Origin of the sequence: Tahibacter harae (assembly GCF_024437735.1) — a bacterium.
Taxonomy (GTDB): domain Bacteria; phylum Pseudomonadota; class Gammaproteobacteria; order Xanthomonadales; family Rhodanobacteraceae; genus Tahibacter; species Tahibacter harae.
Window position 1 is genome coordinate 203,568 of record NZ_JANFQO010000005.1, and the last position, 26,080, is coordinate 229,647.

Here is a 26,080-nt window from a genome sequence, read left to right on the forward strand (position 1 = left end):
CCCGCCCGGCCAGAGTGCGCTGCAAGGAATCCGCCCCGCGAATGAGGATAGACCGCGACCAATTGCAGGCTTTCGCCGTTTTCCTCTGGCAGCGTTTCCGCGACGACCGTTGCCCGCAATCGGCGGGTGCGCTGGCCTTCACCACGCTGATCTCGCTGGTGCCGGTGACCGCGGCCATCCTCGGCGTGCTGTCCTCGTTCCCGGTGTTCGCGCGCTGGCAGGCCGATCTCACCACCTTCGTATTCAACAATTTCGTCCCCGCCGCGGGCAGCACGGTGCAGAGCTATCTGACCGAGTTCGCCAACAACGCCAGCCAGGCCACGGCCATCGGCGTGGTCGTGCTGCTGGTCAGCGCCATCTCGCTGATGACCAGCATCGAGGATGCCTTCAACCGCATCTGGCGCGTGGCCACGGCGCGCAGCGCCGCCTCGCGCTTCCTGATGTACTGGACCGCGCTGTCGTTCGGCCCGCTGCTGCTGGTCGCCGCGCTGGCGCTGAGTTCCTATCTGTTCGCGCTGCCGCTGGTAGCCGGCTACGAGGCGCAGCTGGGCCTGAAATCGCGCGTACTCAACCTGCTGCCGTTCCTGATCGTCTGGGTGGCGCTGTTCGCCAGCTATCTGATCATTCCCAACCGCAATATCCGCGCCCGCGACGCGGCGGTCGGTGCGCTGCTCGCGGCGCTGCTGTTCGAGGCGGCCAAGCGCGGCTTCGCCTTCTACCTCGGCCAGGTGACCTCCTACGAGCAGGTCTACGGCGCGCTCGCGGTGATCCCGGTCTTCATGCTGTGGATCTATCTTTCCTGGCTGGTGGTGCTGCTCGGCGCTTCCGTGTGCGCGGCGATCAGCGCGTTTGAATACCGCGGCCTGCACGAGCGCCTGGCGCCGGGACACGAGTTCACCGGCCTGCTCTGCGTGGTGAACCATTTCGTCGATGCCCAGCGCGCCGGCCAGGGCCTGCGCACCGAGGATCTGCGCCAGCGCGAGCGCTTCCTCACCGACGACCTGCTGCAGCGCTATCTTTCCGACCTGCATCTGGCCGGCATGGTGCGGCGCACGGATTTCGGCGAATGGGTGCTGGCGCGCAGCCTGGACAGCGTGACCTTGTTCGATCTCTACGCCAGCGGCCTGTACCGCCTGCCGCTGACCGAGGCGCCGGAGCAAAGCGCGAACTGCCGCCTGCCCGAACCGCTGCGCCGCGTCATCGCCGATGTGGCCAACGATCTGCATACGGCGCTGGACGTGCCGCTGATCGAAATATTTCCTGCCCCGGGCCGGTCCGCTGCGGCAGGCCCCGTTCTTCCGGAGAACCCATGAAACGCCTGCTCGCTGCTTTGTTCATCGCCGCGTCCGCCGCCGCGCCGCTGTCCGCCGCTGAAACCGCCGCGGCCAGGCCGGAGCTGAGCATCAAGACCCTGGACGGCAAGACCTTCAACCTGGCTGACCACAAAGGCAATTGGGTAATCCTGAATTTCTGGGCGACCTGGTGCTCGCCCTGCATCAAGGAACTGCCGGAGCTGTCCAACTTCGTCAAGGCGCACAAGAACGTGCGTGCCATCGGCCTGGCCTACGAAGATACCGACGTGGCCGAGATCAAGGCCTTCCTGGAAAAGCATCCGGTGGTCTTCCCCATCGCCCAGGTCGATACCTTCGACCCGCCCAAGTCGCTGGAAACCCCGCGCGGCCTGCCGACCACCTACCTGATCGCCCCCGACGGCAGCATCGCCAAGAAATTCACCGGCCCCGTCGACGAAGCCGCGCTGCGCGCCGCCACCGGGCTGAAATGAGCACGACAGCCGCGCGCTTCCTCGTCAGCGGCCGCGTCCAGGGCGTGTTCTTCCGCGCCTCCACGCGCACCGAGGCGCTGCGCCTGGGCCTGAGCGGCTACGCGCGCAACCTGCCGGACGGACGGGTGGAAGTGCATGCGCAAGGCGATGCCGCGGCAATCGCCGCATTGGAGCAATGGCTGCGCAAAGGGCCGCCGATGGCGCGGGTCGACAGTCTGCAGCGGGAAGCGATTGCGGTGGAAGATCGGCAAGGGTTTGTTACGGGCTGAGATGCGGGATTCGGGATTCGGGATTGCGGGATTCAGGATTGTGCGATTCGGAAATGTCGAAGCGGCGCCGTGAAAGTCCTGTCCCCCAAGCGCGGAACGCGCTTGGGGGACAGGGAGTTCGCAGCTTCGTTGGCCGGAGCATGAATACCCTGGGCCGGGTTTCGCATCCCTGAAAGCGCTGGCCTCCGCTACCGAATCCCGTGCCCGAGTCTCGAATCCCGGACCCGGGTCTAGAATCCCGTACCCCTACCACCGCGCCTTGATCCAGCGCCCCTCATCCGCCACGTTCTCCCGCCCCGGCTTGCCTTTCAGCTTGGGCAATTTGAGCGGCTTTTCCGGCTCCTGGTGATCGGGCAGCCAGTCCAGCAGATGGCGGATCAGGTTCAGGCGGCCGCGGCGCTGGTCGTTGAAATCGGCCAGGAACCAGGGCGCGTTGGCCGTGTGCGTGGCGGCGATCATGGCATCGCGGGCCTTGCCGTATTCGGCGTATTTTTCGCGCGCGGCAATGTCGATGGGGGAGATCTTCCAGCGCTTGAACGGATCGGCGGCGCGTTCGGCGAAGCGTTCTTCCTGCAGGGCCTGATCCACCGTCAGCCAGTATTTCAGCAGCAGCGTGCCGGAATCGGTCAGCAGTTTCTCGAACACGGGGCACTGCTGCAGGAACTGCCGGTACTGCGCATCGCTGCAGAAGCCCATCACCTGTTCCACGCCGGCGCGGTTGTACCAGCTGCGGTCGAACAGCACGATCTCGCCGGCGCTGGGCAGATGGCTGATATAGCGCTGGAAATACCACTGTCCCTGCTCGGCCTCGCTGGGCTTGGACAGGGCGACGATGCGGAAGCCGCGCGTATTCAGCACCTGGGTGATGGCCTTGATCACGCCGCCCTTGCCGGCAGCGTCGCGGCCTTCAAATATCACGACCAGACGCTTGCCTTCCTCCATCAGCCAGCGCTGCGCGTCCAGCAATTCGCGCTGCAGCGGTTCCAGCGCGGCTTCGTAGTCCTTGCGCTTCATATCGCTCATTCGAGCACCTTTGCGTCGGGGGAGCATGGTAGTGCGCGCCGTTCGCGGCAGCCGGGCGTGCGTGCGCTGCGGCCTGTGATTTCGCCGCGGCCTGAGTGTGGCATAGACCGGGCTGTCCACGCCCGTTGCCATGCAAGCACGCCCACACCGTATCGCCGGCGAACGATGCGGGCGTGACGTAGTGAATGCGTGCATACGCCGCTGGCCGAAGCGTGGAAGCATCGGGAAGTTTCCCGCGCCGCCGCCGGACTCGTGCCGGAGGCGGGTTCGTCAATTTTACGGACGCGCCGGGAAGCGCTGTTGCCCAGTCTAGGCGCACCGCCGGCCGCACTCCCTCCAACCTCGCGTGTGGCGGCTACCGCGTCCGTCTGCGCAGCGGATTCGCCGCGGCAGCCGGACGCCCCGCATCCGGCGGTCTCCCTTTTTCTTTCGGAGTCGCTGCGATGAGAGCTGTTTACTCTGGCCGTCCACTGCGGTCAGCCCGTGTGCTATCTGCCGTCTTTGCCGTATTGATGCACTGCTCCGCCGCGGCGGGCGCGGACGATTCGCTGCCGGGCGGCACCGCCCATACCGGTTTGCCGAATCCGGAGCGCGCGGCCGCCTGCGCAAGCACGCGCCTGGTCACCCACTTGTTCACGCAGGCGTCCGCTCCCGGGCCGGATGTCTTCTTCGATCCCCGATGGCAGCAGCGCAACTACGGCGCCGCCTGTCCCGCACCGCAGGAAATGTTGCGCTTTGAAGACGCTGCCTGCGTGGACGAAAGCGATCCGATCCACCCGTTCCGCCATCGCTGCAGCGCCGCCGCCTGCTGCGGTGCGCCCCCTCCGGAACCGCCCTGCGATCAGGGCGCCGAGCAGGGCTTGCCGGCGGAAGCCATCGATGTGGAAGCGGCCACGGAAGTCGCCGAAACACGCGGCCTGCTGTCGCAGCTTTACCCGGACAAGGACACGCGCACCGGCGATTTCCGCGACAGCCAGCCGTGCACGCCGTCGATAGGCGAAGAACCGCTGCCCGCCGAAGTGGACGCACCGCCGTCGGACCGCGACCTGGCCGCCGTGGAAACCCTGGAACGCTACGAGCAGGGCCGGGGCGCCGCGCTCGCTGCCGCACAGAACTCCAGGATGCCGTTCCAGTTCCCTGCGATTTCCATTCCCGACGACATCTGCTGGCGCCGCTTCGACAGCGGCAGCTGGGACATCGCCAGTTGCGCGCAGCAGTTGCGCGGGGACCAGCCGTTCGACGGCCGCGATGTCATTTACGTACACGGGCTGGCTACCGATCACCTGAAGAACTACATCGGCAACTACGCGCCGGCGAAGCTCCGCTGGCCGCAGGATGCGCACGAGTTCACCGATTCGTCCGGTTATTTCCGCCAGTACGCGGAGCGCTACTGGCGCGACCATATCCGTGAACACCTGTCGGTTCCCGGCCCGACGCCCGATCCGCTCACCGGTTGGCAGTGGTGGGCTTCCAGCGGCGATCCGGGGCCGCTCTACCGGCCCAAGTACAACCGCTATCTGATCGTCGCCTGGTCGAGCAACCAGCGCCTGGTCTATGCGCAGCACGCTTTCCTGCAGCAGGTTGCAGAGGCGATTGCCTACAACAAGAACGTCGTGACACCGCCCAATTTTCCGGCAAACGAGCGACGACCGTTCTGTGCCAACGGCTGCGTCGTCATTTCCCATTCGACCGGAGGCCTGCTGGTCAGCTCGGCGTTCGGCGCGGTCCAGCGCGGCGACTATGGCTCGCGCATGAAGGACCTGCTCAAGCACATTCGCGTGCACGTGGCATTCAGCGGAGCAATATCCGGCAGCCGCCTCGCCACGGCGGCGCTGGCAGTCTCCCGCGCGCTGATGCCTTCCGATGGCGGCACGCACTTGTGCAGGCTCGTCAGCGAAGTGTTCGCCACCCCGGCGCTGTGCGCCGTTACGCGGGAAGCGGCAGGCGCAGAGACGGCGCCTGCGGCCAGGCCCGGCGAGAACGTGGCGGACTTCCTGGAGCGCTCGATCCTGACCGACCTGATGCCGGTGGTCGCCCAACGGGTGTGGGGGCCGGTGCTGAGCGGTTCTCCGGTCATCACGCTCACCGTCGCCGGCGGCCATCCGACCGGCAACTACACCACGTTGACGAAACTGCTGCTGCCGGGCATCGACGATGGCGTGGTCTCGGCCAACTCGGCCTGCGGCAATCCTCTGCCGGTGGCGCCGGACGGCGGTTTCGCTCCCAGCGGCGTCATCGTCGGATCCTTGCTCAAGAGCTTCGATCTTGGCGACAACCGCTGGCGCGCCGCCAAGCTTCTTATCAGCCAGAAGCACCTGATGCGCGGCCAGCATCCGGGCGGGCTGTCTTACCTCGCCGGCATGTGCACGCCGTATCTGTCGGCCACGGGCATGGTGCTGCCGGTCGCGAATACGCTTTCGGGCACACCCTGGGATACGCGGGCGCGCTATCCGAATCACTATTCGCTGCTGCAGTCGGTCGCCGATCATTCCTACGACGGCGGCGGAGTTGCGGCCAATCCGTGGCCCAGCGCGTTCGCGGAAGGGGCCGGTGTCCAGCGCCGCTACCTGAGCCGCGAATGGAACAACATCGAGGAATCGAGCGCCGTCACCGATGCCGGCATTTTCCAGCAGTTCCCCGACGGCACTTATCTGGTCAAGCCGGCTTTCGCGCAAAGCGTGGAGATCGTGCGTGGCAAGAAGATCAAGTTCCGCCTGTTCCGGCGCACCCGCTATCTCTGGTTCTGGAAGCGCACCTACGAGCGGCTCGCCGGCTGGGAAAACAAGCAGAGCAGCCACTACGTCTATGAGTTCGTCGCGCGCCGCTAGCGCAGGCCGATCGCACGGATGTTCCTGGCGCGCCCGACGCCCGCCGCAACCCGGCGGGCGTCAGGGCATTGGATAGGCCCGGCCCGCCGCAGCCACTGCCGCGGCAGCGCCGGCCGCCGGATCATTCGCGCAGCCGCGGCATCAGCCCGGCGAGATTGCACGGGCGCGTGCGCGCATCCAGCTGCGGCTGGATCAGTTTTTCCCAGGCGGTGCGGCAGGCCGAGGTGGAGCCGGGCAGGCAGAACACGAAGGAATTGTTGGCCAGTCCGGCGAAGGCGCGCGATTGCAGGCTGGAGGTGCCGATTTCCTCGAAGCTGACGGCGCGGAACAGTTCGCCGAAACCGGGCATGAGCTTGTCCAGCAGCGGTTCCACCGCTTCGGGCGTGGTGTCGCGGCCGGTGAAACCGGTGCCGCCGCTGACCAGGATGCCGTGCACGGCCTCGTCGGCTATCCACTCGGCGACGACGGCGCGGATGCGGTACTTGTCGTCCTTGATCACGCGGCGCTGGTGCAGGCGGTGGCCGGCCGCGGCCAGGGCCTGGGCCAGGTAATCGCCGGAGCTGTCGGTTTCCAGCGTGCGGGTATCGGAGACGGTGAGCAGGCACAGGCTCAGTGGACGGAATTCGGTCTGGGCGGTCATCGGTGGGCGCGGCGCTCGGTCGGGTAATGCCGTTGAGGAAATTTTGCAGGGCTCCGGCACGCAGCGGGAATCCATGACGGCGCGGCGGCAAGGGAACGCGGCGCTGCGCGGCGACGGAAGACGGCGCAGCGCCCGGCGGTCCTGTTGGCGCCGGACACTAGCTCAGGCTGGGCGCATTGGCCAGTGTGACGGAGTGCGAGTTTCCGCCACCGCTTTTCGTCTCTTTAACAAACGCCGGTGCAGCCGCCGGCCCTGTGTTCCCCAGCCGAGAAAACAATTCCAGCCATGACTGCATCTGCTCATGCCTTGCGCCGCTTTCTGCTGGCTTTCGTCGCCCTGGCCAGCGCCGCCGCCGCGGCCGAGCCGGCGACGCCGGAAGCGGCGGTGAGCGCGCTCTGGCGCGCCCTGTCCCACGGTCCCGGCGAAGGCGCCGACAAGGCCGCGCTGGAGGCCCTGTTCGATCCTTCGGCCCAGGTCTACGGCGTGGCCGAGAAGGACGGCCGTCTGGTGCTGGTGCGGCGCAGTGCGGCGGAATTCATCGCGCGCCAGGCCCAGCCCAGCCCGCGGCCGTTCCTGGAGCGCGAGGTGCATCGGGAGACGCGCCGCTACGGCGCCTTCGCCGAAGTGTTCGCCACGGTGGAATCGCGCACCGCCGACCCGGACGGCGCGGCCGATTTCACCGGCATCAACAGCGTGCACCTGTACCAACAGGAAGGGCGCTGGCGCATCGTCGGGCTGTACTACCACCTGGAGCGCGCCGGCCAGCCGATTCCGGCGCAATGGCGCGGTGCGGCGGCGGCGGCCGATTCTTGATGTGGGCGGCGCCGGTTATTGAAGGTACGCGTCGGATTTCAGCGACGGCCAGGGCGCCGCTGGAGTTCGGGCGCCGCTGGACCGCGGCCGCTGCGGCGTAGCCTTCCGTCGATCGCTGCGTTTGCGCTCGCCGCCGCGTCAATCCGCGGCCGCGCCGAAGCGCTGCAGCACCTGCTGCCGCGTCGGCATGGCCGTCGCGGCGCCGGGCCGTTCCGTGCTCAGCGCCGCGGCGCGGCCGGCATGGCGCAGGATGCGGCGCAAGGGTTGCTGCGGGTTCAGCGCCAGCTCCGCCGCCAGCGCGCCGTTGAAGGCGTCGCCGGCGCCGGTGGTGTCGCGCACCTGCACCGTTTCGGCCGGCAGGCGGTAGCAGTCCTCGCTGTCGCGGTGGCGCTCGCGCTGCGCGTGGGAGACGAAGCAGCCGCGCGCGCCCAGGGTGACGATCACGCTGGCCCGGCCCAGGCGCCGGCACAGCGCGTGCAGTTCCGCGTCGCTGCAGCCGGCGATGGCGTCGGCGGCCAGTTCCACGCCGGCGAAGCGCGCCAGCAGCTCGGCGAATTCGGTTTCGTTCGGTGTGATGAGGTCGGCGGCGGCGAGCAGGGGCGCGTCCAGCCGCGCGTGCACCGGGGCGGGGTTGAGCAGGCGCAGGCACTGCGCCGGGGCGGCCTGCAGGGCCGCATGTATCGGTTCCAGGCCGGTTTCCAGCTGCACCAGCAGCACGGCCGCCGCGGCGAAGGCGTCGGCCTGCGCCTGCACGTGGCCGGCTTCCAGGCACTCGTTTGCGGCCAGGTAGAGCACGATCTGGTTCTGCGCCTGCGCATCGACCAGGATGGCGCAGGAGCCGGTAGGCGTGCCGGCCACGGTTTGCCAGCGCGCATCCAGGCCCTCGGCCGATGCCAGCGCGCGCGCGACCCGGGCCAGGTCGTCGTCTCCCAGGGCGCCTATGAACACCGTGTCGGCGCCCTGGCGCGCCGCGGCCACGGCCTGGTTGAAGCCTTTGCCGCCGGGGCCGGTGGCGAAGGCCTGGCCGCGGCGGGTTTCGCCCGGCTGCGGGAAGCGGTCCACGCTCCAGACGTGATCCTGGTTGTAGGAACCGACGACGACGACGCGCGACATGGGTAAATCCCTGGCGAGGCGGCAGGGCCGCGTGGTTAGTCCCGTTCCGCCGCCGCCGCGGCCAGTCGCCCGGCGCGGCGGTTCCAGCAGAGGAACAGGGTGAAGCGCAGCGCGAGATAGAACACCGCGAGGCAGGCCGCGGCGACGGCCGCGCCGGCATCCGGCGGCAGCTCGCCCAGCACCAGGTACACAAGCAGCAGCCCGGCCAGGGCGCAGAAACCGCCGAACAGCAGGGCGATCAGCAGCAGGCGCGCCTCGCTGATCGCCTGTGTGCGCGGCGGCCGCAGCGTCAGCAGCGGCCACCAGGCCCAGTCCTGGTCGGACAGGGCGTTGATGCGGTCTTCAAAGCGGCGCTGCGCCATGTCCTCAGAGCTGGTTGAGCACGCCGGCGATGGTCGCGGTCATGAAGGTGGCCAGGGAGCCGCCCAGCACCGCGCGCAGGCCCAGCCGCGCCAGATCGCCGCGCCGGCCCGGGGCCAGGCCGCCTATGCCGCCGATCTGGATGGCGATGGAGGAGAAATTGGCGAAGCCGCACAGGGCGTAGGCGGCGACGACGCGGCTGTGCTCCTGCAGCAGGTGCATGTTCTTGGACAGGTCCACGTAGGCGACGAATTCGTTGAGCACGACTTTTTCGCCGATGAAGCTGCCGACCAGCACGGCGTCCTGCCACGGCACGCCGATCAGCCAGGCGATCGGCGACAGCACGTAGCCGAGGATGGTTTGCAGGCTGAGGCTCACCGGCACTGTCTTGCCCGCGGACAGCCAGTCGTTGATGGTGCCGCCGTTGGCCGCCACGGCCGCCGCCGTCAGCAGCAGGCTGCAGATGCCCAGCACGAACAGGCCCACGCCCAGACCGGAATAGCCGCCGGCCCGGGCCGCGCGATGGCGGCGGAACTGCATCATGCCGCCGGCGATCAGCAGCACGCCGCCGATGCCGGCCGCGGCCACGCCCCAGCGCGGCCATACGATGGTGCCCAGGTACTGCAGCGGTGCGTTGAGCGTGGCAATCAGTGCGATGAAGGCCAGCAGCATGGCGCCGACGTTGAGCGCCAGCTTGAGGCCGTCGCCGGCGCCGGTGGCGGCGGCATCGATCACGTTGGCGCTGTGGCGTTCCACCTCGATGCGGACGCTGCCGCGGGTCAGCGGCTCGCCGGTTTCCGGAATCAGGATCTTGGCCAGCACCAGCGTCGCCGGCGCGGCCATGATGCTGGCGGCGAGCAGGTGCTTGGCGTACTTGGCCATCTCCGCCGGATCGTTCTGGCCGAGCAGGCCGACATAGGCCGCCAGCACGCCGCCGGCGATATGCGCCATGCCGCCGATCATGACCGTCATCAGTTCCGACTCGGTCATCTTTTCCAGGTAGGGCTTGATCGTCAGCGGCGCCTCGGTCTGGCCGATGAACACGCTGGCGCAGACCGAGGTGGTTTCCGCGCCGGATACGTTCATGACCTTGGTGATGGCCCAGGACATGCCCTTCACGATCTGCTGCATCACGCCCAGGTGATACAGCACGCCCATCAGCGCGGCGAAGAAGATGATGGTCGGCAGCACCTGGAAGGCGAAGATGAAGCCGAAGGCATTGGCATCGAGCAGCTTGCCGAAGATGAATTCGGAGCCGACCCGGTTGAATTCGAGCAGGTGGACGAAGCCCTTGCCGAGTTTGTCGAAGATCAGCGCGCCCAGCGGCACTTTCAGCACGAAGGCGGCGAACAGGATCTGTAGCGAAATGCCGGTCAGCACCAGTTTCCAGTCCACCGCGCGGCGGTTGCTGGAAAAGGCGAACGCGATCATGACGAGTACGAACAGCCCGAAAAAGCCGAACAGAATTTGCCCAAGGGCATCCAGCATGATTTTCCCCAACCCGAGAAGGCGGTCAGGAGAAACCCCGCCGCATAAGTTGGCCGAGCGTAGTTCAAGCCCGAATGGCGAGGCAAGGCGGCCACGCCGTGACGGGCGCTGCCAAGTGCCTGCCGGCGCGGCGATTTGACGGGTTTCGCTGCAGCGCGGAACGCCGCCTGGCGGCCGCCGGCGGACGTGCGGATTGTTGACGCGAGGCCGCAGTACGGCCCGCGGCAGCTGGCCTATACTCGGGGACGGTCTGCCGTTCGGGGTGGCGGCGCAGGGGGAAGTGTGCTCACGATCAAGCGACGATTGCTGTTGAGCCACCTGGCAGTGATCCTGCTTGGCGCCGGCGCCCTGGGCGCCTACATGTACTGGGCGGTGTCCGGGCAGATGCTGGACGCGGTCGGCCAGCGCCTGCTGGACAATGCGCGGCTGCTGGAATCCTCGCTGGACATCGACGATATCCGCGCCTTCGGCGACCGCGCCGATTCGGCCGCGGGCGAGCGCCTCAGCCAGCGCCTGCGCCGCGCCGTGGCGATCAACCCCGATCTTTCCGGCGCCTACGTGGTGGAACCGCGCAGCGATTCCCTGCGCGTGCTGGCGACCAGCCAGCCATCGGCCGGCGCCGCCAGCAGCGATTACCTGACCATCGAGGAAAGCGAGTTGTTGCGCCGCGGCATAGAACGCGCGGTGATCAGCGACATCCGCGTGGCCGCCAGCGAGCGGGCCGACCTGACCGCGCTCAGCGCGATCGGCGCTGCGCCGCAGCGCTACGTCGTCGGTGTGCGTCTGAATGCGGAAAGCCTGCAGCGCAGCCTGCGCCTGCTGCGCCTGTCCACCCTGGGCGCGCTGCTGTTCGGCGTGCTGCTGGCACTGGTGCTGTCGCGCCTGCTGGCCGAGCGCCTGCAGCGGCGCATCCGTTCGCTGGGCGAGCGCTGCCAGGCCCTGGCCGCGGGCGAGCCGCTGCCGGTGGACCAGCTGCCGATAGGCGACGAATTCGACCGTGTCATCGCCGATTTCGACGCCACCGCCCAGCGCCTGCGCGAAGCCTCGGCCCAGCGCGAGGCCGCGCTGGCTGCGCTGACCCGGGCCAATGCCACGCTGGAGGGCCGGGTCGAGGAACGCACCCGGGCGATCGAGGAAGCCACGCACCAGCTCAAGGCCGAGATCGAGAACCGCCTGCAGGTCGAAGCCCTGCTGGCCGAGGCCGCGCTGACCGACGGCCTCACCGGCCTGCTCAACCGCCGCGCCATGCTGGAAATGCTGGTGCAGGCGGTAAAGGCCAGCCGCGGCCAGGGCGGTTTCAGCGTGATCCTGGCCGATATCGACCATTTCAAGCGCATCAACGATGCCCACGGCCATGGCGTCGGCGACCAGGTGCTGGCCGCCGCGGCGCAGGAACTGGAACAGCTGCAGGGCGACAACCGCCACGCCGCGCGCTGGGGCGGCGAGGAGTTCTTCGTACTGCTGCCGCACGTAGGCCTGATGGATGCCTGCCGCCGCGCCGAGGAACTGCGCGCGCGCATAGAACGCATGCCCACGCCGGTGCGCGGCCTGCGCGTCACCCTGAGCCTGGGCGTGGCCGAGATCCAGCCCGGCGAACCGCTGGAAGACTGCCTCAAGCGCTGCGATCAGGCGCTGTACCGCGCCAAGGACGCGGGCCGCAACGCCGTGGTGGCGGCCCGCGGGAATTCGTTCGCAACCATTTCCTGAGGGCTGCGGCGCGCCCTGTTGCTGCGCGCGGGGCGCTGGTACGTCGCCGTGCGGATTGTCAATGTGGATAAAGGCGAGCGGTGTTCGCGGCGGCTGAGCGTTGCTCCCGTCGCGCTCAGTCGCCGCTTGCGGAAGCTGAGGCCGTAGCGATCTCGTACAAACCGAGCACGTGCCCGTCGTGATCCAGCGTTTCGCGCCACTGCCAGCCGCCGCGGCGCAGCAGCGTATGCGCGCCGGCGGTGGCGCAGTAGAGCCGGGCATGGCCCAGGCGGTGCGCCTCCGCCACCAGCCCCGCGATCAGGCGCGCGCCTATGCCCTGGCCGCGCAGATCGGCGCGGACCAGTCCGGCCGCGGCCCAGGGTGTCAGCTGCCGCCGGCTGGAAATCGATTCCGCTTTCAACGCGGCGATGCCGCACAGCTCGCCGCCGCGCAGGGCGATCAGGGCCAGCGGCAGGCGTTCGCGTTGTGCGAACGCGGCCAGGTCCGCGGCAGCATCGCCAGGGCCTTGCGGGCCGTAGTAGTCCGCCCATTCGGTTTCAAACCAGCGGCACAGTTCGGGCTGGTACTGCGGGTGATCGGCGAGGTGGGCGAGGCGCAGTTGGAGAGGCAAGTTCGACATGCAGGCTTGAGTCCCGAAGCGGGCGTTCCGGCGCACAGGGATGACGCAACGTAGCATGCGGGCGGCGGACTGCTGCACCCGGTACGTCCGGCGCGGCGTTGGCTCCAGCTACTTTCCGTCCGTGGATTCCGCGGCTTGCACAGCGGCGGCCGGTTCGCCCAGCTCGCCTTCCCGCAGTGCGCGCAGTGTCTGCGCCAGCCGCGCCGCCTTTTCTTCGCCTTCCCGGATCAGCTCCGGCGGCAACTGCACATCGCGGGCGCGCTGCAGGTCGCGCTGCATTTCGCCCAGGGCGATGACGGCCTGCTGTTCATAGGCGCGGTAGCGGTTTTCCTGGCGCCGGTGCTCGTAGCGGCGGTAGGCAGCCGGGTCGGCCAATTCGGCTGGTGTCGGTGCTTCGGCTGGGCTTTCCTCGTGGGCAATCGGCGGGCTGCGCTCGTCGCCGTACCGCAAGGCCTGGGCCAGGCTGTGCGCGGCATCGGGCTGGACGCTGGCTGGCGCGTAGGCGGGGGCGGCCACGGCCGCGCTGGCGGAGGTATCGCGTGGAAGGCGCGCTGCCGGCGGCGCGCCGGGCAGGGCCGTTGCCGGGCCTGTGCGATGGGCGGACGACGTCGCCGCTTTCGCTGTCGCGGTCTCGCTGCGCGCGGTAGCTGCATTTCCTGAATCTTGACGGTTGTGGACAAATGCCGAATCCGGCGCGGATCCGCCAAACGCGATCCAGGCAAGGCCGCCCGATACAAGACAGGCCGCCGCCAGCCACCCGCGCACACGCCGCTTGCAGGGACTCATGGGCGGTCTCCCTTCGCCGCCACCGTGTTTGCCGCCAGGCGTACGCGCGCTTCGCGCCGCAGTCGCCGGCGCAGCGCTTCGTAGTCGGCGCGCGCCTGCTGCTCGGCCAGGGTCTGGGCGGCGAGGTAGCGCACGGTTTCCGAATCGCGCGGGAAATACCCGTGCGCCTGTTCTTCCACGCGCACGATTTCCCAGTGTGCGGCGGCATCGGCCGCCGCCGGCTCGCGCACGGCCAGGCCGTTCTGTCCCGGCGGCTGGGCAAAGACCAGTTCGGTGAACCAGTCGGCCTTGTCCTGGCGCGCGAGCCAGCCCAGCTTGCCGCCGCCGGCCGCATCCGGCGCGACTGAGTGGCGCCGCGCCAGGTCGGCGAAATTGCTGCCGTCCTTGTGCAGTTGCGCATTCACGCGCGCGGCCGCGGCTTCGTCGGCCAGGCGGATATGCCGGGCACGCACGCGGTCCAGGCGGCGGAACTGTTCCCTGTGCGTGTCGTACCAGCGCCCGACCTGGGCCTGGTCGATCCTGTTGCGCAGCGCGGCCTGGTAAGCGCTGGCGGCATGGATATCGCGGCTCAGACCATAGTATTCGGCCAGGGCACGGGCGTATTCGCGATCCAGCAGATTGCGGCGCAGCTCGGCTACGGCGGCGGCACCGGCCTGGCGCGCAGCCCAGTCCACCGCCAGCAATTCGGCCAGGCGCCGGTGGGCCTGTCCGGCCAGAAAGGCAGCGTCGAGCTGATGCAGGCTGATGCGTCCTTGCACGTTCTGGCGGGCGTAGATGTCCGCCAGGCTCAGACTGTCTTCGACACCGCCGGGCAGCCGATAGCGCAATACGGACAGGGTCGCGGCGGCCTGCTGCTGTTCCGGTGTCAGCGCGTACTCGACGCGCAGCCGCGCCGGATCGCCCAGCACGTCGCGCAGCTGCTGCGTTGTGAGCGGCGGCTGGGCGATGATGGCTTTTTCCATGTCCGCGCCGGCCTCGGCCGCCAGTTCCTCCGGCAAGCGCTCGCGATAGACCGTGCGCAGTACGCCGGCCAGTTTTTCCTCGGCGCTGACTTCCGGCGCAAAAGCCACGCGCTGATCGGCGAACAGTTCGGCGCGGGTGAAGCGTGCCGCCGCGTGGCGCGCGAGCAGGCGTTGTTCGATCACTTCGTCCAGCAACTGCGTCGCATCGGCGCCGCGCTGCGCCATGCGCTGGTAGCGCAGCAGCAGGGCCAGAGCATTGCTGCCCAGGCGTTCGCCGTCGATCTCGGCGACAGTCCTGTCTTCGTCCGTCGTGGGCAGCGGCGGCAAGGGCAGCGACGGTGCCGTTGCCGCAGGCGGCTGCGCGGGTGCTTCGGGAAGGCCATGGGCCTGCGCCGCAGCGGCGCAGGCCGCCGCGGCCAGCAGCTGGCCGAGCCGCACCGGCAGGCGCAGCGCGGAAGCGGTTGCAAAAACATCCATGCGTTTCAACGTGCCGCCACGCGCAGCGCGGCGCAGTCCAGTACCACGACGGCCATGGCGATCGCGTGCGGAATGGTCTGGCGCGCCACGCGCACCCGGTCCTCGTGTGCCTGCGACGAAAGCACCGCGCCGCCGACCCGGTAGGAATAGGCGCCGCCCTGGGTCAGCACGCCGCGAATATCGGCCGCCGGGCTGTCGCCGCACGTGCTGAAGGTGCCGTCGTTGAGCGCGGCGGTGACCAGGGCGGCATTGTTGAAGCCTTCGCTGTAGTAGTAGTCGTTGACCCAGCCTTCCCAGCCCGAGTGATTCCTGCCGCTGCTGGTCCAGGTGTGGTGGGGCTGCAGCAGATCGGTGGCGTGCAGCACATAGCCCACGCTCTGCGGTGTCGGGCTCTGCAGGAACTGGCTCCACCAGTATTGGCCCAGATTGTCGATGGGCTGGAACGGGAAGTTCTGGTAGTCCTGGTACATGGACGGCGACGAGGCCGAGCCCTGGCGGTAGCGCGCCTCGGTCACGCCGTAGGTGTTGTACTTCGTGCCGTCGGAGAACCAGCCCTTCATGCCGCCGGCGCCGTCGTCGAGATGGTCGTTCCACAGCCAGCCCGCGGCGAGTTCGTCCACGTCGCCGGCCTGGGTCAGCTGGCTGTAGTTGTAGCCGCCGAAATCGTTGCCGTGGGCGTCGCGGCCGCGGGTATGGTTCTGGAAATGCCAGAACGAGGTGTAGTGGGCCAGCGAATCCAGGCTGGACCACAGCGGCGCGCGCACGCAGTCGCCGCTGATGGCGCCGCAGATGTAGGTGTCCTGGAAATCGTCCACGTCATAGGCGGACTGGCCGATGATCTGGCCCAGCTGGTCCACGCTGATGCCGGCGCTCTGCGCCCAGGCGGCGAGGCGGGCGTACTGCGTGGTGGCTGGATTGTTCTTCATGTACTGCACCGCATCGACCACGATGCGCTTGTGCGTTTCCTGCGACCAGGCGCCAACCGGCCCGGCCATGGCCAGCGACAGCACGCCCACGCCTATCATTCCCATGCTGCGCATTGCATTTTCTCCCTGGTTGGACTTTGGACCCTGCCTGCGGCCGGCAAGCCTAGAGGAACGACATTGCATTACGGTTGCCGGTGCTCCGGCTTGCGCGACGCGCAAGCCCCGCCGCTGCGCCATGTGGAAACTTCTCCGCCATGACTTGCCTTCACAAAGCAAAAAGGTTTGCCGGCGCAGCCCGGCCGCGACCTGTCGGAGTGCGCCAGGCGTGTAGCGGGGTGATCTGTCGCCGCGTACGAATGCGCAGGGTGCAGGATGCCGGCTGCGCGGCAGGACTGGGCCCGGACATGGCCTGCGCCGCGCGCAGCGGGCGAATCGGCGCCGGGACGGATCCGCACGGTGCCGGCGGCGGAACGCGGCAATGTCCGCGGCGGGAACCGTACGCAGCGGCGCGGTGCATTTGCGCGAATCGCGGCCTGCCGGTGTGCAGCAGCGTGAAAATTATGTCGAGATACGGAATTCGCGGTGCGGAAATCCGGCGGCCCGGCATTGCATCGCGGCCCGCCCACGCCTGCGCGGCGGCCTATTTGCACCGCCGGATTATTTGCGTCGGGGTCGACAATTTTTACAATTTGTCCGTGCGATGGGTGTGCCGGTCGCTTGACCGTGCGCGCGCCGGCAGGCGAAATCGTTCGCCAGTCCGCAATTTGTGCGGCGGCGCGGCCAGCGGGAGCGAAGCAGAACTGCATCACGGAATTGCGCCTTGCCGAAACCAGGTCCGGTTTGTCCGGCGCGCTGTCCGGTTTGCTTCCGACCAAAGTCGATGACAGCTTTTTGTACGATTTTCCGATGTTCGGGGGCGTGGTTTCCAAAAAGCGCTTGCGGCTGTTGCAGTCCGTTCGCTTGCGGGTTTTTTTGATCGTTATCTGCCGTTGCGAAAATGCCGGCGCGGCGTTTCAAAAAAATGCCATCGCGCCAAATGCAAGACAATCACGCGCTTGCGCGTTTACTATCCACGTTTTCCACTTGCCAGCTACCCCAGCGAGAAAGCCATGCCCAATATTGCGACCGCGTTCAAGGAAGAGATTTCCCGACTTTGCCGCAAGGAAATGCGCAAGCATCTCGATCCCCTGCGCAAGGCCTCGATCGCGTACCGCAAGGAGATCTCCGCGCTCAAGCGCAAACTGCAGGAATCGGAAAAGCGCCTCGGCGCCATGGCCAAGCGCAGCAGCAAGATTTCCACCGCCGCTGCCGCCGAGACGGCAGCACCGGAACGGCAGACGCGCTTTGTGGCCAAGGGCCTCAAGACCCTGCGCGCGCGTCTGGGCCTGTCCGCGGCGGAGCTGGCCGCCCTGCTCGGCGTGACCGGCCAGTCCGTCTATAACTGGGAGCAGAAGAAATCCACGCCGCGTGCGGCCCAGCTGGTGCAGCTGGCGCAGTTGCGCAGCATGGGCAAGAAGGCCGTGCGCGCCCAGCTCGAAGGCACGGCGGTGGAAGCGGAAGGCGAAGCCAAGCTGCGCCGCGGCCGCAAGCCCCGCGCCGCGGCGGAAACCGGTGAAGCGGCCGCCAAGCCGCGTCGTGGCCGCAAGCCGCGGGTCGCGGCGGAAGGCGGCGAGGCCGTTGCCAAGCCGCGCCGTCAGCGCAAGGCGCGCGCGGCGGCGGAACAGTCGCCGGCTGCGGCACCCAAGCGGCGCGGCCGCAAGCCGCGCGTGGCGCGTGAAGCGGTCGAAGCCGAAGTCGCGGCCGCCTGAGGAAAATGCGCCGCGGCCGCTGACTGGCCGCGGCGCCGGCACTGCCCGCGGTACATCAGGCAGTATCCGGCAACGATCTGCCGGGCAGGCGCAACACGGACTCATTGCGTGCGAGCTGGCGCGATACCGGATGAATGAACTCAAGCCTGGCATGTTTGCCCGCGGGTGACTGCCGCTACGCTACAGGCGCTTCGTCCGCTGCCGGTTTCAGGGAAATGTGCAGGCGCGTACGGATTTCCGCGGACTGCCGGCGTGGTGCAATACCACGGCGGGGCAAGCCTTCACCGGCGCCGTCCGCGTCCGTTATTCGCGGCAGGGCGGCAGCACTTCCGAGGATTGCTCGTCCAGCAGGCGCAGAACTTCCTCGAAGCCGTAGCGCGGTCTCCAGGCCAGCATGCGCATGGCCAGCGCCGGTGAATACACCCGGTCTATGGCGCGCGGCAGGCGCCAGCCGCGCTGGCGGAAGGCTTCGACCAGGGCCGGTGCGCGCAGGGCGAGAACGGCCGGTGCATCGTGCAGCAGGGCTTCGGCGTCCTCCGGCTGGAACGGCGTGGCGCCGGAGATGATGTAGCGGCGCAGGCCGGGCAGTTCGTTCTGCAGCGCCAGGGCATGTGCCTCGGCCACATCGCGGGCGTCGATGCCACGGTGCAGGCGATAGCAGGCCATCAGCGGCGCCGGTTCGGGAAAGCAGCGCGACATGCGCAGCGCCGTCACCGACATGCCGGCGCGTGCGGCGGCGCTCAGGCTGGCCTCGGCCGCGAGCTTGCTGCGGTGGTAGATGCTCACCGGCCGGGGCGGCAGTTCCTCGTCCACCCAGGCCGCGCGCGTGGCCTGCTGGCTGGCCGCGCCATACAGGGCGGTGGTGCTGGTGAAGATGAAACGCCGCGCGCCGTAGCCGGCGGCCATGTTGGCCAGCAGTTCGGTGCCCTGTACGTTGATGCGTTCAAATTCGCTGTCGGCGCTGATGCCCACGTGCGGCGCATGCAGCGCAGCGGTGTGGATCACCGCATCGACCTCGCGCAGGGCGCGGCGCAGCAGCAGCGGATCGCTCAGGTCGCCGACCAGCTGTACGGTGGACGCCGGCGTGCGGTCCAGCCCTATGACTTCATGCTCCGGCAGCAGGCGTATGCAAATGGCCCGGCCTATGCGGCCCGCGGCGCCGGTGACCAGCACTTTCATGGCGATGTTCCTGGGGAGCTGCGGCGTGCGGCGACGGCGGGTATCTGCACGGTGATCGGCCCGGGCTTCGGGTTGGGCAAGCGGTGCCGGGCCGGCCGGCAGTCGCGGTATACAAGCGCACAGGTGAAATCAGGTCTGGGCGGACGTCAACGGAATGTGATGCTCCGCCGTCCCGGTGCTGGACGCATCGGCTTCCGCCGCCAGATCTTTCCCCTGTGCCGGCTGCGGCGATGGTAGTTGCCCGGTCGCGTCCTGACGACGCAGCGGCCGGCCTGGCCGACGAACGGCAGGTGCGCCGGCGCCGGACAGCGGGTGCGGCGTGACCTACCGTGAATCCCGCAGGCGATTGCGTGATTCGCGGTGAGACTGTGCAAGCCTCGTCGCCCTGGCCCGGCGCACAGAAGCCGCCCTTGCGGTGGCGCCGCTAGCGTTCGCCGTCCGCCTGCAGCGCGTGCTGCAGCAGCGCGTCGTGCGGTGCCAGCCCGGCGAGCAGGGCGTCGATCTGCGCCGCGGGCAACCAGCGCCCGTGGACGAACACGCCGGCCACGCGCGAGACGTTGCGGATATCCGCCAGCGGATCGGCCTCCAGCAACACCAGATCGGCGCGCCGGCCGGGGCGTACGGGCCCTTCGCCGCTGCCTGGCGCGAACAGGCGATGGGCGTTGAGCGAAGCCGCCCGCAGCACTTCCCGCGGGCTGAGGCCGATCTCGCGCAGCTCGAACATTTCCTGCTGCACCGATACGCCGAAGGCCAGGCCAGGCAGGGCGGCGTCGGTGCCCACGGTCAACGGTACGCCGCGGCGCCAGAGCTGGCGCGTGAGCAGGCGGGCGAAGTCGTAGCCGATGGAAAACGTGTCTGCGCCTTCCTGGGCGCGGAAGGCTTCGCTGAGATAGCGGTTGGCCGGCGGCGCCCAGTCCCGCCGCGTCACCGGATCGACCAGCGCCAGCCAGCCCGGCGGCACGGCCGGCACTTCGCGCTGGGTGTACATATGCACAATGGTTTTCAGCGTGATCAGGGTCGGGGTGACGCCGATGCCGCGCGCGGCGACCTCGTCGGCGAGCGCGTCGATGTCCCGCGGTGCGAAATCGCTGCTGCGGGCGTAGCGCGCGAGTTCCTCCGCATGGGCGATATTGTCCAGCGGATGGGCGAAGGCGGATTCGCGGTCGGCGCAGCGCGCGCAGCCCAGTTCCGGCAGATGGCCGGTGCTGGGCAGGCGCAGGCGGCGCGCTTCCCCGACCACGGCTTCGTAGGTCTCGCGGTTGAGGTACTGATAGGGCTTGATGAAATCGTAGCCGCGCTGCTGCGCCGCGCGCACCGCGGCGGCACCGTCGTCGGCGGTGCGCGGCGATTCCGGCCGCGACGGCGGTGCCTCGCCGCTGCCGGCCACCACATCGGCGCGCGGGCCGTTGATGCGCTTGCCCACGTACAGGCGCGGCCCGGCGATGCGCCCGGCGGCGATCTCCGTGCGCAGCCAGAGCAGGTCCTCGTCGCTGCGCGCGCTGCCGCCGAGATTGGCCGCGCCGGTCACGCCGGCCTTGAGAAAACCCAGCAGCACCCGGCGGTCGTAGGCATGGTCCTCGCCCAGCGGCAGCGCGGCGATGCGCGCATCCTTGCTGTCGCGGATCGCGCCTTCGGTGGCGATATGCACATGGGCGTCGACCAGTCCCGGAATGAGGAACTTGCCGCGTCCGTCGATCACCGTAGCGCCGCGCACGCGCAATTTTTCCGCCGCCGGCGTGAGGGACGCGATGCGGCCCTGGCGGATCAGCACGTCCTGGTCCTGCAGCACTTCGTCGGTGTCCAGCGGGATCACGCTGACATGGGTGAGCAGCCAGGTTCCTTCCGGTGCCGGCTTTCCGGCGGAAACGGCGCCTGCGGCAGCCAGCAACAGGACGGCGAGGATTCTGCTCAGCATGCGAAGACTTCCGTAGGGGGCCGCGATGGGATGCGGCGGCGGTGCGCAGGGTTGCAGCGCCGCGCCGACGCGGCCATCGCCGCAGGATGCCGCAACGGCCGCGGCGCGGACAGTTCCGCAGCGCCGCCGTCCTCAATCCAGCCGTTTGCTCACCCGCGTCACCGCGATGCCGAGCACGACCACGCTGAAGGCGGCGAGCGCGGCCATTTCCTGCCACAGATCGGCGAGGTTCGCGCCGCGCAGGGCGATGCCGCGGATCAGGCGCAGGAAGTGGGTCATGGGCAGGATCTCGGCCAGCCATTGCGCTGCGCGCGGCATGCCGGCGTAGGGAAACATGAAGCCCGACAGCAGGATCTGCGGCAGGAAGGTGAAGAAGGCCAGCTGCATGGCCTGGAACTGGCTGCGCGCCAGCGTGGAAAGAAACACGCCCAGCGACAGGCTGGCCAGGATAAACAGCAGTGCAGCGGCGTAGATCTCCAGCAGGCTGCCGCGTATGGGCACGGCGAAGATCAGCTGGCCCAGGACCAGCACCAGGCTGACCTGGACCAGGCCGATCAAGGTGAAGGGCAGCACCTTGCCCACCGTCAGTTCCCAGGGCGACACCGGCGTGGCGATCAGCATTTCCAGATTGCCGCGCTCACGCTCGCGTACCAGCGCCATGGCGGTGAACATCACCATGGTCATGGTCAGGATCACGCCGACGAGGCCCGGCACGGTGTTCACCGGCGCGCGCCGTTCCGGATTGTAGAAATTCACTATTTCCACACCGGCCGGAACGGCCGCGGCGGGATCGCGCAGGCGCGCCAGCGGATAGGCGGCGAGCTGGCGCGCAGCCTGTTGCACCACCTGGTCCGAGCCGTCCACCACCAGTTGCAGCGGCGGTCGGTCGCCGCGTTCCAGGCGGTTGTCGAAATCCGCGGGGATGACGATGCCGACGCCGGCCCTGCCTTCGCGCATCAGATCGTCCAGCTGCTGCGGCGCGGACAGCTGGTAGCGCAGGGTGATGACCTGCGAGGCGGCGAGTTCGGCGACCAGCTCGCGCGAGCGCGCGGTATTGGCCTGGTCCAGCACGGCCGCGTCGAGGTGGCGTATGTCCAGGTTGATGGCGAAGCCGAACAGCAGCAGCTGCATGGTCGGTATGCCGACGATCATGGCGAAAGTCAGCCGGTCGCGGCGCAGCTGGCGCAGTTCCTTCAGCACGATCGAGAACAGGCGGCGCAGGCTCATGCGGCGGCTCCGGTGGCGGCCGGGCGCACCGGCTTCTGCGTGGCGGCGACGAATACGTCTTCCAGGTTGGCCTCGCCGCGGCGCACCGTGGCGGCGATGCCGCAGTCGCCCAGTCGGTGCTGCAGGCTGGCCGCGTCCCAGCCCTCGCGCGCGGCGAGCACGCGCAGCTCCGCGCCGATCTGGGCCAGGGCGACGATGCCCGGCTGATCCTGCAAGGCCTGCTGCGCACGCCGCGGCGCGGCGCAATCCACCAGCCAGACCGCATAGGGCAGGGCGGCGCAGAGTTCGCGCGGCGCGCCGTCGGCGACAAGGCGGCCCTGGTCCAGGATCGCCAGGCGGTGGCAGCGTTCGGCCTCGTCCATGTAGTGGGTGGAGACGAGGATGGTGGTGCCGGCGTCGGCCAGCTGGAACAGCGAATCCCAGAATTCGCGCCGCGACTGCGGATCTACCGCGCTGGTCGGTTCGTCCAGGAACAGCAGCTCCGGTTCGTGCAGCACCGCGCCGGCCAGGGCCAGGCGCTGCTTCTGCCCGCCCGACAGGGTGCCGGCGAGCTGGTTGCGCCGCTCGGTCAGCCAGTAGCGCTGCAGCAACCCGGCGATGCGCGTGCGTGCCCGGGCGCGCGGCAGGTCGTGCACGGCGGCGAGGAATTCCAGGTTCTCCTGCACGCTGAGGTCTTCGTAGAGGGAGAATTTCTGCGTCATGTAGCCGATGCGGCGCTTGAGCTGCTCGGCCTGCTGCGGTACCTGCAGGCCCAGTACCTCGATCGCGCCGGCGCTGGGCGAGAGCAGGCCGCAAAGCATGCGTATCGTGGTCGATTTCCCGCTGCCGTTGGGGCCGAGGAAACCGTAGACCTGGGCGCGGCCTACGGTGAGATCGACATTGTCCACGGCGAGCAGGTTGCCGAAGCGGCGGCTCAGGCCGCGCGCCTGGATCGCGATTTCAGCGGCCATGGCCGGCGCTCGCGGCGGTCAGCGGCAGGCCGGCGGGCAGATCCTGCGGCCGCGGGGCGTTGGCGCAGTCCTGGGCATCGCAGGCATCCAGCTGCAATTCGACGCGGTAGGAAAGCCGGTTGGCGTCATCGCCGCTGAGCGCGTAGTAGGGCGTGAACGACGCCTCCGAGCGCAGCGCGCGTACCTGCGCCGCATACGGCTGCGCGATGCCGGCCACCTGTACCGTGAAACGCTGGCCCGGCTGCAGCGTTGCGCGCCGCGGTGCCGGCACGAACAGGCGCGCATACGGCGCCGGGCCGGCGAGCAGCGAGATCACGCTGGCGCCGCGCGGCGGCTGGTCGCCCAGCTTGTACGGGATCGCATCGACGCGGCCGGGCTGGCTCGCGCGCACGTCCAGGCGTTCGCGCGCGATGCGCAGTTCGTCCACCCGGGCCTGCGCGGCGGCGACGGCGGCGTCGGCCTGGTCCAGCTGTTCCGGCCGCGTGCCGTTGCTGAGTTCCAGCACCTTGGCCTGGGCCGCGTTGACTTCGGCGCGGGCGGATTTCAGCGCGGTATCGCGCCGGTCGAGTTCGGCCTGGGCGACCAGACCCTGGCGGCGCAGTTCGGCGGCGCGTTCGCGTTCGCGCTGGGCGTCGTTGCGGCCGGCTTCGGCCCGGGCCAGTTCGGCGCGGGCCGCGGCCAGGGTTTCGCTGCGCGCGCCGTGCTGCAGTTCCGCCTGGCTGGCGCCGGCCCGTGCCAGTTCGGCCTGGGCCTGGGCCAACTGCGCATCGGCGCGGCGCGGATCCAGCTGCAACAGCAGCTGGCCGGCGGCGACGCTGTCGCCTTCCCTCACCGCGATGGCGACGATGGGTTCGGCGGCTTCGGCCTGGATGGCGATGCGGTCCCATTCCAGGGTGCCCAGCAGCGGCGGCGGTGCTTTGCCGGCGCAGGCGGCGAGCAATGCGGCAAAAGCGAGAATCACGAGGATGCGAGAAATGGACATGGCGGTGGGCCGGGTCGGAGTGGATGCGGGGCGATGGCGGTTCAGCCGGGCGGCACGGGCGGCGGTTCCAGGCCGTGCAGGAGCAGGGAGAGCACGTGCTGTTTCATCACGTCGGGAGTGATGTCCTCGGCCGGGAAGATGCTGCGCCACACCGGCTGGGCGGCGAACGGAAACACGCTGAGGCCGACCAGCGTGACCATGAACAGGCGGGGTTCCAGCTGCGGGTTGATCTCGCCGCGCGCCTGCGCGGCGGCAACCAGGTCGCGCACCTTGTGCGCCAGCACCGGCGCCAGGCGGCCGACCAGGTAATCGCGCAGCTGGCCGCCTTCCTGCAGCACTTCGCGCAGCCATAGCTGGGGAAACCACGGATTGGCGGCGAGCAGGTCCATCAGGTCGCCGACCAGGTGTTGCAGGGTTTCGCGCAGGTCCCGGGGTGAGGGCTTCAGGGTCTGGCCGAGTTGCCGGGTCAGGGGAAGCAGGCGTTCTTCGACCAGGGATTCGACGAGGTTTTCCTTGCTGCCGAAGTAGTAGTGGAGCAGGGCGGGAGTGACTTCGGCCTTGCGCGCGATCTGGGACAGCGGAGTGGCGGTTATGCCCTGGGTGGCGAAGAGGTGGAGGGCGGTATCGAGCAGGTGGAGGCGGATGTCGGCGGCTTCGCCCGGGATGGTTTTGGCGGGTGGGCGGCCGCGGCGGCGGGGGGCGGGTTTTCGAGGGATGCTCATGGCGGTGAAATTTAATTGTCGATCAATTTAATTTCAAGCTCGGGAGACTGGTCGGGCAGCGCCTGCTTGCGGTGGATGGGGTTGTGGGGGGCTTGTGTGTTGGGGTTTACGCTTAGATTTTTGATTTAGAAGCGGTTTCGTCCGCCTTTCGGTGCCGGCCCACTTTCTTTTGCTCGTGCAAAAGAAAGTGGGCAAAGAAAACACACCCCAGAAGCCACGGCCTACGGGCATCCTGCCCTTCGGCTTCGCAAGGCGGCTCTGGGTCCGCTGAAGGGCCATCCTGGCCCTTCAGCGGAGCCGCGCGGTGCGCGGGCTCATCCTGCGCCGCCTCGTCGCGGCTCATGGGGCCCCGGCAAGGCGGCGCACATCCGTGTGCGCAGAAGCAACAGCAACAGCAACGGCAACGGCAACAGCAGGAGCACTGCAAGAGCCGCGGCCACAGCCAAAGTCACTGCAGTGCAAGGGCCCGAGCCCAAGCACGAGCAACGGCAACAGCAACGGCAATGCCCTGGTGTGCTGGTTGCGATGGCGGAGGTGGTGGCGGTGTGTCTGGCTTGCGCTGGTGGTGTTGACCTGAGGACTCTGTGGGAGGAGCCAACGGAAAGATTCGTGGTGCAGCGCGGTTGCGTTTCAGGCGTTTTTGCGGGCAGGAATCGGCGGCGGGCAGCAGCCGTGTTGCCGGCGCGGTCTGCGGTGGGTCGTCGCAGTTTGCGCGCGGCGCGGCGGTGCGCGGCACAATCCGATGCAATTAATCGGGATCTGCCGATGCCGCGATTCCTGTTGTTGCCAGGCCTGGATGGCACGGGCGATCTGTTGCGCGATTTCGCCGCGCAACTGGAAGTGCTGGGGCCGGTCGAGGTGCTGTGTTATCCGGGCGCGGGGGCGCAGGACTACGCAACGCTGCTGCGCGGGCTGCAGGCGCGGGTGCGGATCGATGCGGATTGCGTGATTCTGGCGGAATCCTTTGCCGGGCCGCTGGGCATGGCGTTGGCCGCGCAGGCCGCAGTCGTGCCGCGGGCGTTGGTCCTGTGCGCCACGTTCGCTGCCTCGCCGCAGCCCTGGCTGCGGCCGCTGGCGCCGTTGCTGGACTGGCTGCCGCTGCAGGCTTTGCCCGACTGGGCCAAAGCGTTGCCCAACCTGGGCACCTGGATCACGCGCGCTCGTTCGCGGCAGCTGGGCGCGGCCTTGCGTCCGCTGCCGCAGCCTGTATTGCGCCAGCGTCTGCGCAGCGCGCTGCTGGCTGACGGGCAGGCTGCGCTCGCGGCCACGCGCTGTCCGCTGCTGTACCTGCAGGCCAGCGCCGATTGCGTGGTGCCGCCGTGGGCGCTGCGCCGCGTTGCCGCGCTGCGGCCGGACGTGCGCTGCGTGCGTATCCGCGCGCCGCACTTTCTGTTGCAGGCAGCGCCGGCCCAGGCCGTCGCGGCGATACGCACTTTTCTGGCGCAGCTGCCGCCGCCGGCCGGCTAGAACGGCAGGGACATTCCCGTCCCGGCGGCGATCTGC

At 68.8% G+C, this 26,080-nt stretch carries 22 protein-coding genes and 2 pseudogenes; 8 read left to right on the forward strand and 16 right to left on the reverse strand.

The window, feature by feature from the left end:
* The first annotated feature begins 41 nt into the window (after positions 1-41).
* The 3 genes from NM961_RS07305 to NM961_RS07315 are packed head-to-tail and all read left to right on the forward strand — an operon-like array spanning position 42 to position 2,052.
* Positions 42-1,313: a YihY family inner membrane protein gene (locus NM961_RS07305; protein ID WP_255913281.1), complete on the forward strand. Its 1,272-nt coding sequence runs from the start codon at positions 42-44 to the stop codon at positions 1,311-1,313.
* Entirely contained in the window at positions 1,310-1,783 is a 474-nt protein-coding gene (locus NM961_RS07310; RefSeq protein ID WP_255913285.1) for a TlpA family protein disulfide reductase, read from the forward strand. The genes NM961_RS07305 and NM961_RS07310 overlap by 4 nt, the downstream gene beginning before the upstream one ends.
* Positions 1,780-2,052, forward strand: coding sequence for an acylphosphatase (locus NM961_RS07315; RefSeq protein WP_255913287.1), 273 nt, complete (start codon positions 1,780-1,782; stop codon positions 2,050-2,052). Before NM961_RS07310 ends, NM961_RS07315 begins: the two co-directional genes overlap by 4 nt.
* A 246-nt stretch (positions 2,053-2,298) precedes the next feature.
* Here NM961_RS07315 and ppk2 read toward each other — a convergent pair whose 3' ends face one another.
* A complete protein-coding gene (gene ppk2, locus NM961_RS07320; RefSeq protein ID WP_255913288.1) occupies positions 2,299-3,075 on the reverse strand; it encodes a polyphosphate kinase 2 in 777 nt (258 codons plus the stop codon).
* Between the two features lie 185 nt (positions 3,076-3,260).
* Here ppk2 and NM961_RS07325 point away from each other — a divergent pair, with 185 nt between their 5' ends.
* The gene (locus NM961_RS07325) at positions 3,261-5,903 is read left to right on the forward strand and encodes a hypothetical protein (RefSeq protein WP_255913289.1); all 2,643 of its coding nucleotides are present in this window, start codon (positions 3,261-3,263) and stop codon (positions 5,901-5,903) included.
* 121 nt (positions 5,904-6,024) lie between these two features.
* Here NM961_RS07325 and moaB read toward each other — a convergent pair whose 3' ends face one another.
* Complete coding sequence (gene moaB, locus NM961_RS07330; RefSeq protein WP_255913291.1) at positions 6,025-6,543, reverse strand: molybdenum cofactor biosynthesis protein B; 519 nt, start codon at positions 6,541-6,543, stop codon at positions 6,025-6,027.
* Between the two features lie 285 nt (positions 6,544-6,828).
* Between moaB and NM961_RS07335 the strand changes: the two genes are divergently transcribed.
* On the forward strand, positions 6,829-7,356 hold the full coding sequence (locus NM961_RS07335; RefSeq protein WP_255913292.1) for a hypothetical protein: 528 nt from the start codon (positions 6,829-6,831) through the stop codon (positions 7,354-7,356).
* A 138-nt stretch (positions 7,357-7,494) separates the two neighbouring features.
* Here the strand turns inward: NM961_RS07335 and NM961_RS07340 are convergent, their stop codons facing one another.
* From NM961_RS07340 to NM961_RS24375, 4 genes and pseudogenes are all read right to left on the reverse strand, one after another.
* The gene (locus NM961_RS07340; protein ID WP_255913293.1) at positions 7,495-8,469 is read right to left on the reverse strand and encodes a ribokinase; all 975 of its coding nucleotides are present in this window, start codon (positions 8,467-8,469) and stop codon (positions 7,495-7,497) included.
* Positions 8,470-8,504: 35 nt separating this feature from the next.
* A complete protein-coding gene (locus NM961_RS07345; protein ID WP_255913295.1) occupies positions 8,505-8,831 on the reverse strand; it encodes a hypothetical protein in 327 nt (108 codons plus the stop codon).
* A 4-nt stretch (positions 8,832-8,835) separates the two neighbouring features.
* Positions 8,836-9,276 (reverse strand): annotated as a pseudogene (locus NM961_RS24370) (nucleoside transporter C-terminal domain-containing protein); the annotation flags it as partial.
* Between the two features lie 171 nt (positions 9,277-9,447).
* Positions 9,448-10,317: pseudogene (locus tag NM961_RS24375) on the reverse strand (NupC/NupG family nucleoside CNT transporter); the annotation flags it as partial.
* Between the two features lie 309 nt (positions 10,318-10,626).
* On the opposite strand from NM961_RS24375, the gene NM961_RS07355 reads away from it, so the two are divergent.
* Positions 10,627-12,024, forward strand: a complete 1,398-nt coding sequence (locus NM961_RS07355; RefSeq protein WP_255913304.1) for a GGDEF domain-containing protein — start codon at positions 10,627-10,629, stop codon at positions 12,022-12,024.
* Positions 12,025-12,139: 115 nt separating this feature from the next.
* On the opposite strand, the gene NM961_RS07360 is transcribed toward NM961_RS07355, so the two are convergent.
* The 4 genes from NM961_RS07360 to NM961_RS07375 all read right to left on the reverse strand — a co-directional run bounded on the left by NM961_RS07360 (position 12,140) and on the right by NM961_RS07375 (position 15,908).
* On the reverse strand, positions 12,140-12,643 hold the full coding sequence (locus NM961_RS07360) for a GNAT family N-acetyltransferase (protein WP_255913305.1): 504 nt from the start codon (positions 12,641-12,643) through the stop codon (positions 12,140-12,142).
* A 108-nt stretch (positions 12,644-12,751) separates the two neighbouring features.
* Positions 12,752-13,159, reverse strand: coding sequence for a hypothetical protein (locus tag NM961_RS07365; RefSeq protein ID WP_255913306.1), 408 nt, complete (start codon positions 13,157-13,159; stop codon positions 12,752-12,754).
* 266 nt (positions 13,160-13,425) lie between these two features.
* A complete protein-coding gene (locus tag NM961_RS07370) occupies positions 13,426-14,868 on the reverse strand; it encodes a peptidylprolyl isomerase (protein ID WP_255913308.1) in 1,443 nt (480 codons plus the stop codon).
* A 5-nt stretch (positions 14,869-14,873) separates the two neighbouring features.
* On the reverse strand, positions 14,874-15,908 hold the full coding sequence (locus NM961_RS07375) for a phospholipase C/P1 nuclease family protein (protein WP_255913311.1): 1,035 nt from the start codon (positions 15,906-15,908) through the stop codon (positions 14,874-14,876).
* 995 nt (positions 15,909-16,903) lie between these two features.
* On the opposite strand from NM961_RS07375, the gene NM961_RS07380 reads away from it, so the two are divergent.
* Complete coding sequence (locus NM961_RS07380; protein ID WP_255913313.1) at positions 16,904-17,602, forward strand: helix-turn-helix domain-containing protein; 699 nt, start codon at positions 16,904-16,906, stop codon at positions 17,600-17,602.
* A 303-nt stretch (positions 17,603-17,905) separates the two neighbouring features.
* Here the strand turns inward: NM961_RS07380 and NM961_RS07385 are convergent, their stop codons facing one another.
* The 6 genes from NM961_RS07385 to NM961_RS07410 form a co-directional block, all read right to left on the reverse strand.
* Positions 17,906-18,781: an NAD-dependent epimerase/dehydratase family protein gene (locus NM961_RS07385; protein ID WP_255913315.1), complete on the reverse strand. Its 876-nt coding sequence runs from the start codon at positions 18,779-18,781 to the stop codon at positions 17,906-17,908.
* 424 nt (positions 18,782-19,205) lie between these two features.
* Entirely contained in the window at positions 19,206-20,696 is a 1,491-nt protein-coding gene (locus tag NM961_RS07390; RefSeq protein WP_255913317.1) for an amidohydrolase family protein, read from the reverse strand.
* A gap of 132 nt (positions 20,697-20,828) precedes the next feature.
* Positions 20,829-21,923: an ABC transporter permease gene (locus tag NM961_RS07395; protein WP_255913318.1), complete on the reverse strand. Its 1,095-nt coding sequence runs from the start codon at positions 21,921-21,923 to the stop codon at positions 20,829-20,831.
* Positions 21,920-22,855, reverse strand: a complete 936-nt coding sequence (locus NM961_RS07400; RefSeq protein ID WP_255913462.1) for an ABC transporter ATP-binding protein — start codon at positions 22,853-22,855, stop codon at positions 21,920-21,922. The genes NM961_RS07395 and NM961_RS07400 overlap by 4 nt, the downstream gene beginning before the upstream one ends.
* A 7-nt stretch (positions 22,856-22,862) precedes the next feature.
* Positions 22,863-23,855 (reverse strand): HlyD family secretion protein, encoded by a 993-nt coding sequence (locus NM961_RS07405; RefSeq protein ID WP_255913319.1) that lies wholly within the window; start codon positions 23,853-23,855, stop codon positions 22,863-22,865.
* A 41-nt stretch (positions 23,856-23,896) separates the two neighbouring features.
* On the reverse strand, positions 23,897-24,577 hold the full coding sequence (locus NM961_RS07410; protein WP_255913322.1) for a TetR/AcrR family transcriptional regulator: 681 nt from the start codon (positions 24,575-24,577) through the stop codon (positions 23,897-23,899).
* Between the two features lie 609 nt (positions 24,578-25,186).
* Here NM961_RS07410 and NM961_RS07415 point away from each other — a divergent pair.
* Entirely contained in the window at positions 25,187-26,044 is an 858-nt protein-coding gene (locus tag NM961_RS07415) for an alpha/beta fold hydrolase (protein WP_255913323.1), read from the forward strand.
* Positions 26,045-26,080 lie beyond the last annotated feature (36 nt).

What these genes read in the sequence shown, in the direction of transcription:
- NM961_RS07305 (WP_255913281.1), top strand. Translation starts at nt 42, where the DNA reads ATGAGGATAGACCGCGACCAATTGCAGGCTTTCGCCGTTTTCCTCTGG.
- NM961_RS07310 (WP_255913285.1), top strand. Translation starts at nt 1,310, where the DNA reads ATGAAACGCCTGCTCGCTGCTTTGTTCATCGCCGCGTCCGCCGCCGCG.
- NM961_RS07315 (WP_255913287.1), top strand. Translation starts at nt 1,780, where the DNA reads ATGAGCACGACAGCCGCGCGCTTCCTCGTCAGCGGCCGCGTCCAGGGC.
- ppk2 (WP_255913288.1), bottom strand. Translation starts at nt 3,075, where the DNA reads ATGAGCGATATGAAGCGCAAGGACTACGAAGCCGCGCTGGAACCGCTG.
- NM961_RS07325 (WP_255913289.1), top strand. Translation starts at nt 3,261, where the DNA reads ATGCGTGCATACGCCGCTGGCCGAAGCGTGGAAGCATCGGGAAGTTTC.
- moaB (WP_255913291.1), bottom strand. Translation starts at nt 6,543, where the DNA reads ATGACCGCCCAGACCGAATTCCGTCCACTGAGCCTGTGCCTGCTCACC.
- NM961_RS07335 (WP_255913292.1), top strand. Translation starts at nt 6,829, where the DNA reads ATGACTGCATCTGCTCATGCCTTGCGCCGCTTTCTGCTGGCTTTCGTC.
- NM961_RS07340 (WP_255913293.1), bottom strand. Translation starts at nt 8,469, where the DNA reads ATGTCGCGCGTCGTCGTCGTCGGTTCCTACAACCAGGATCACGTCTGG.
- NM961_RS07345 (WP_255913295.1), bottom strand. Translation starts at nt 8,831, where the DNA reads ATGGCGCAGCGCCGCTTTGAAGACCGCATCAACGCCCTGTCCGACCAG.
- NM961_RS07360 (WP_255913305.1), bottom strand. Translation starts at nt 12,643, where the DNA reads ATGTCGAACTTGCCTCTCCAACTGCGCCTCGCCCACCTCGCCGATCAC.
- NM961_RS07370 (WP_255913308.1), bottom strand. Translation starts at nt 14,868, where the DNA reads ATGGATGTTTTTGCAACCGCTTCCGCGCTGCGCCTGCCGGTGCGGCTC.
- NM961_RS07375 (WP_255913311.1), bottom strand. Translation starts at nt 15,908, where the DNA reads ATGCGCAGCATGGGAATGATAGGCGTGGGCGTGCTGTCGCTGGCCATG.
- NM961_RS07380 (WP_255913313.1), top strand. Translation starts at nt 16,904, where the DNA reads ATGCCCAATATTGCGACCGCGTTCAAGGAAGAGATTTCCCGACTTTGC.
- NM961_RS07385 (WP_255913315.1), bottom strand. Translation starts at nt 18,781, where the DNA reads ATGAAAGTGCTGGTCACCGGCGCCGCGGGCCGCATAGGCCGGGCCATT.
- NM961_RS07390 (WP_255913317.1), bottom strand. Translation starts at nt 20,696, where the DNA reads ATGCTGAGCAGAATCCTCGCCGTCCTGTTGCTGGCTGCCGCAGGCGCC.
- NM961_RS07395 (WP_255913318.1), bottom strand. Translation starts at nt 21,923, where the DNA reads ATGAGCCTGCGCCGCCTGTTCTCGATCGTGCTGAAGGAACTGCGCCAG.
- NM961_RS07405 (WP_255913319.1), bottom strand. Translation starts at nt 23,855, where the DNA reads ATGTCCATTTCTCGCATCCTCGTGATTCTCGCTTTTGCCGCATTGCTC.
- NM961_RS07410 (WP_255913322.1), bottom strand. Translation starts at nt 24,577, where the DNA reads ATGAGCATCCCTCGAAAACCCGCCCCCCGCCGCCGCGGCCGCCCACCC.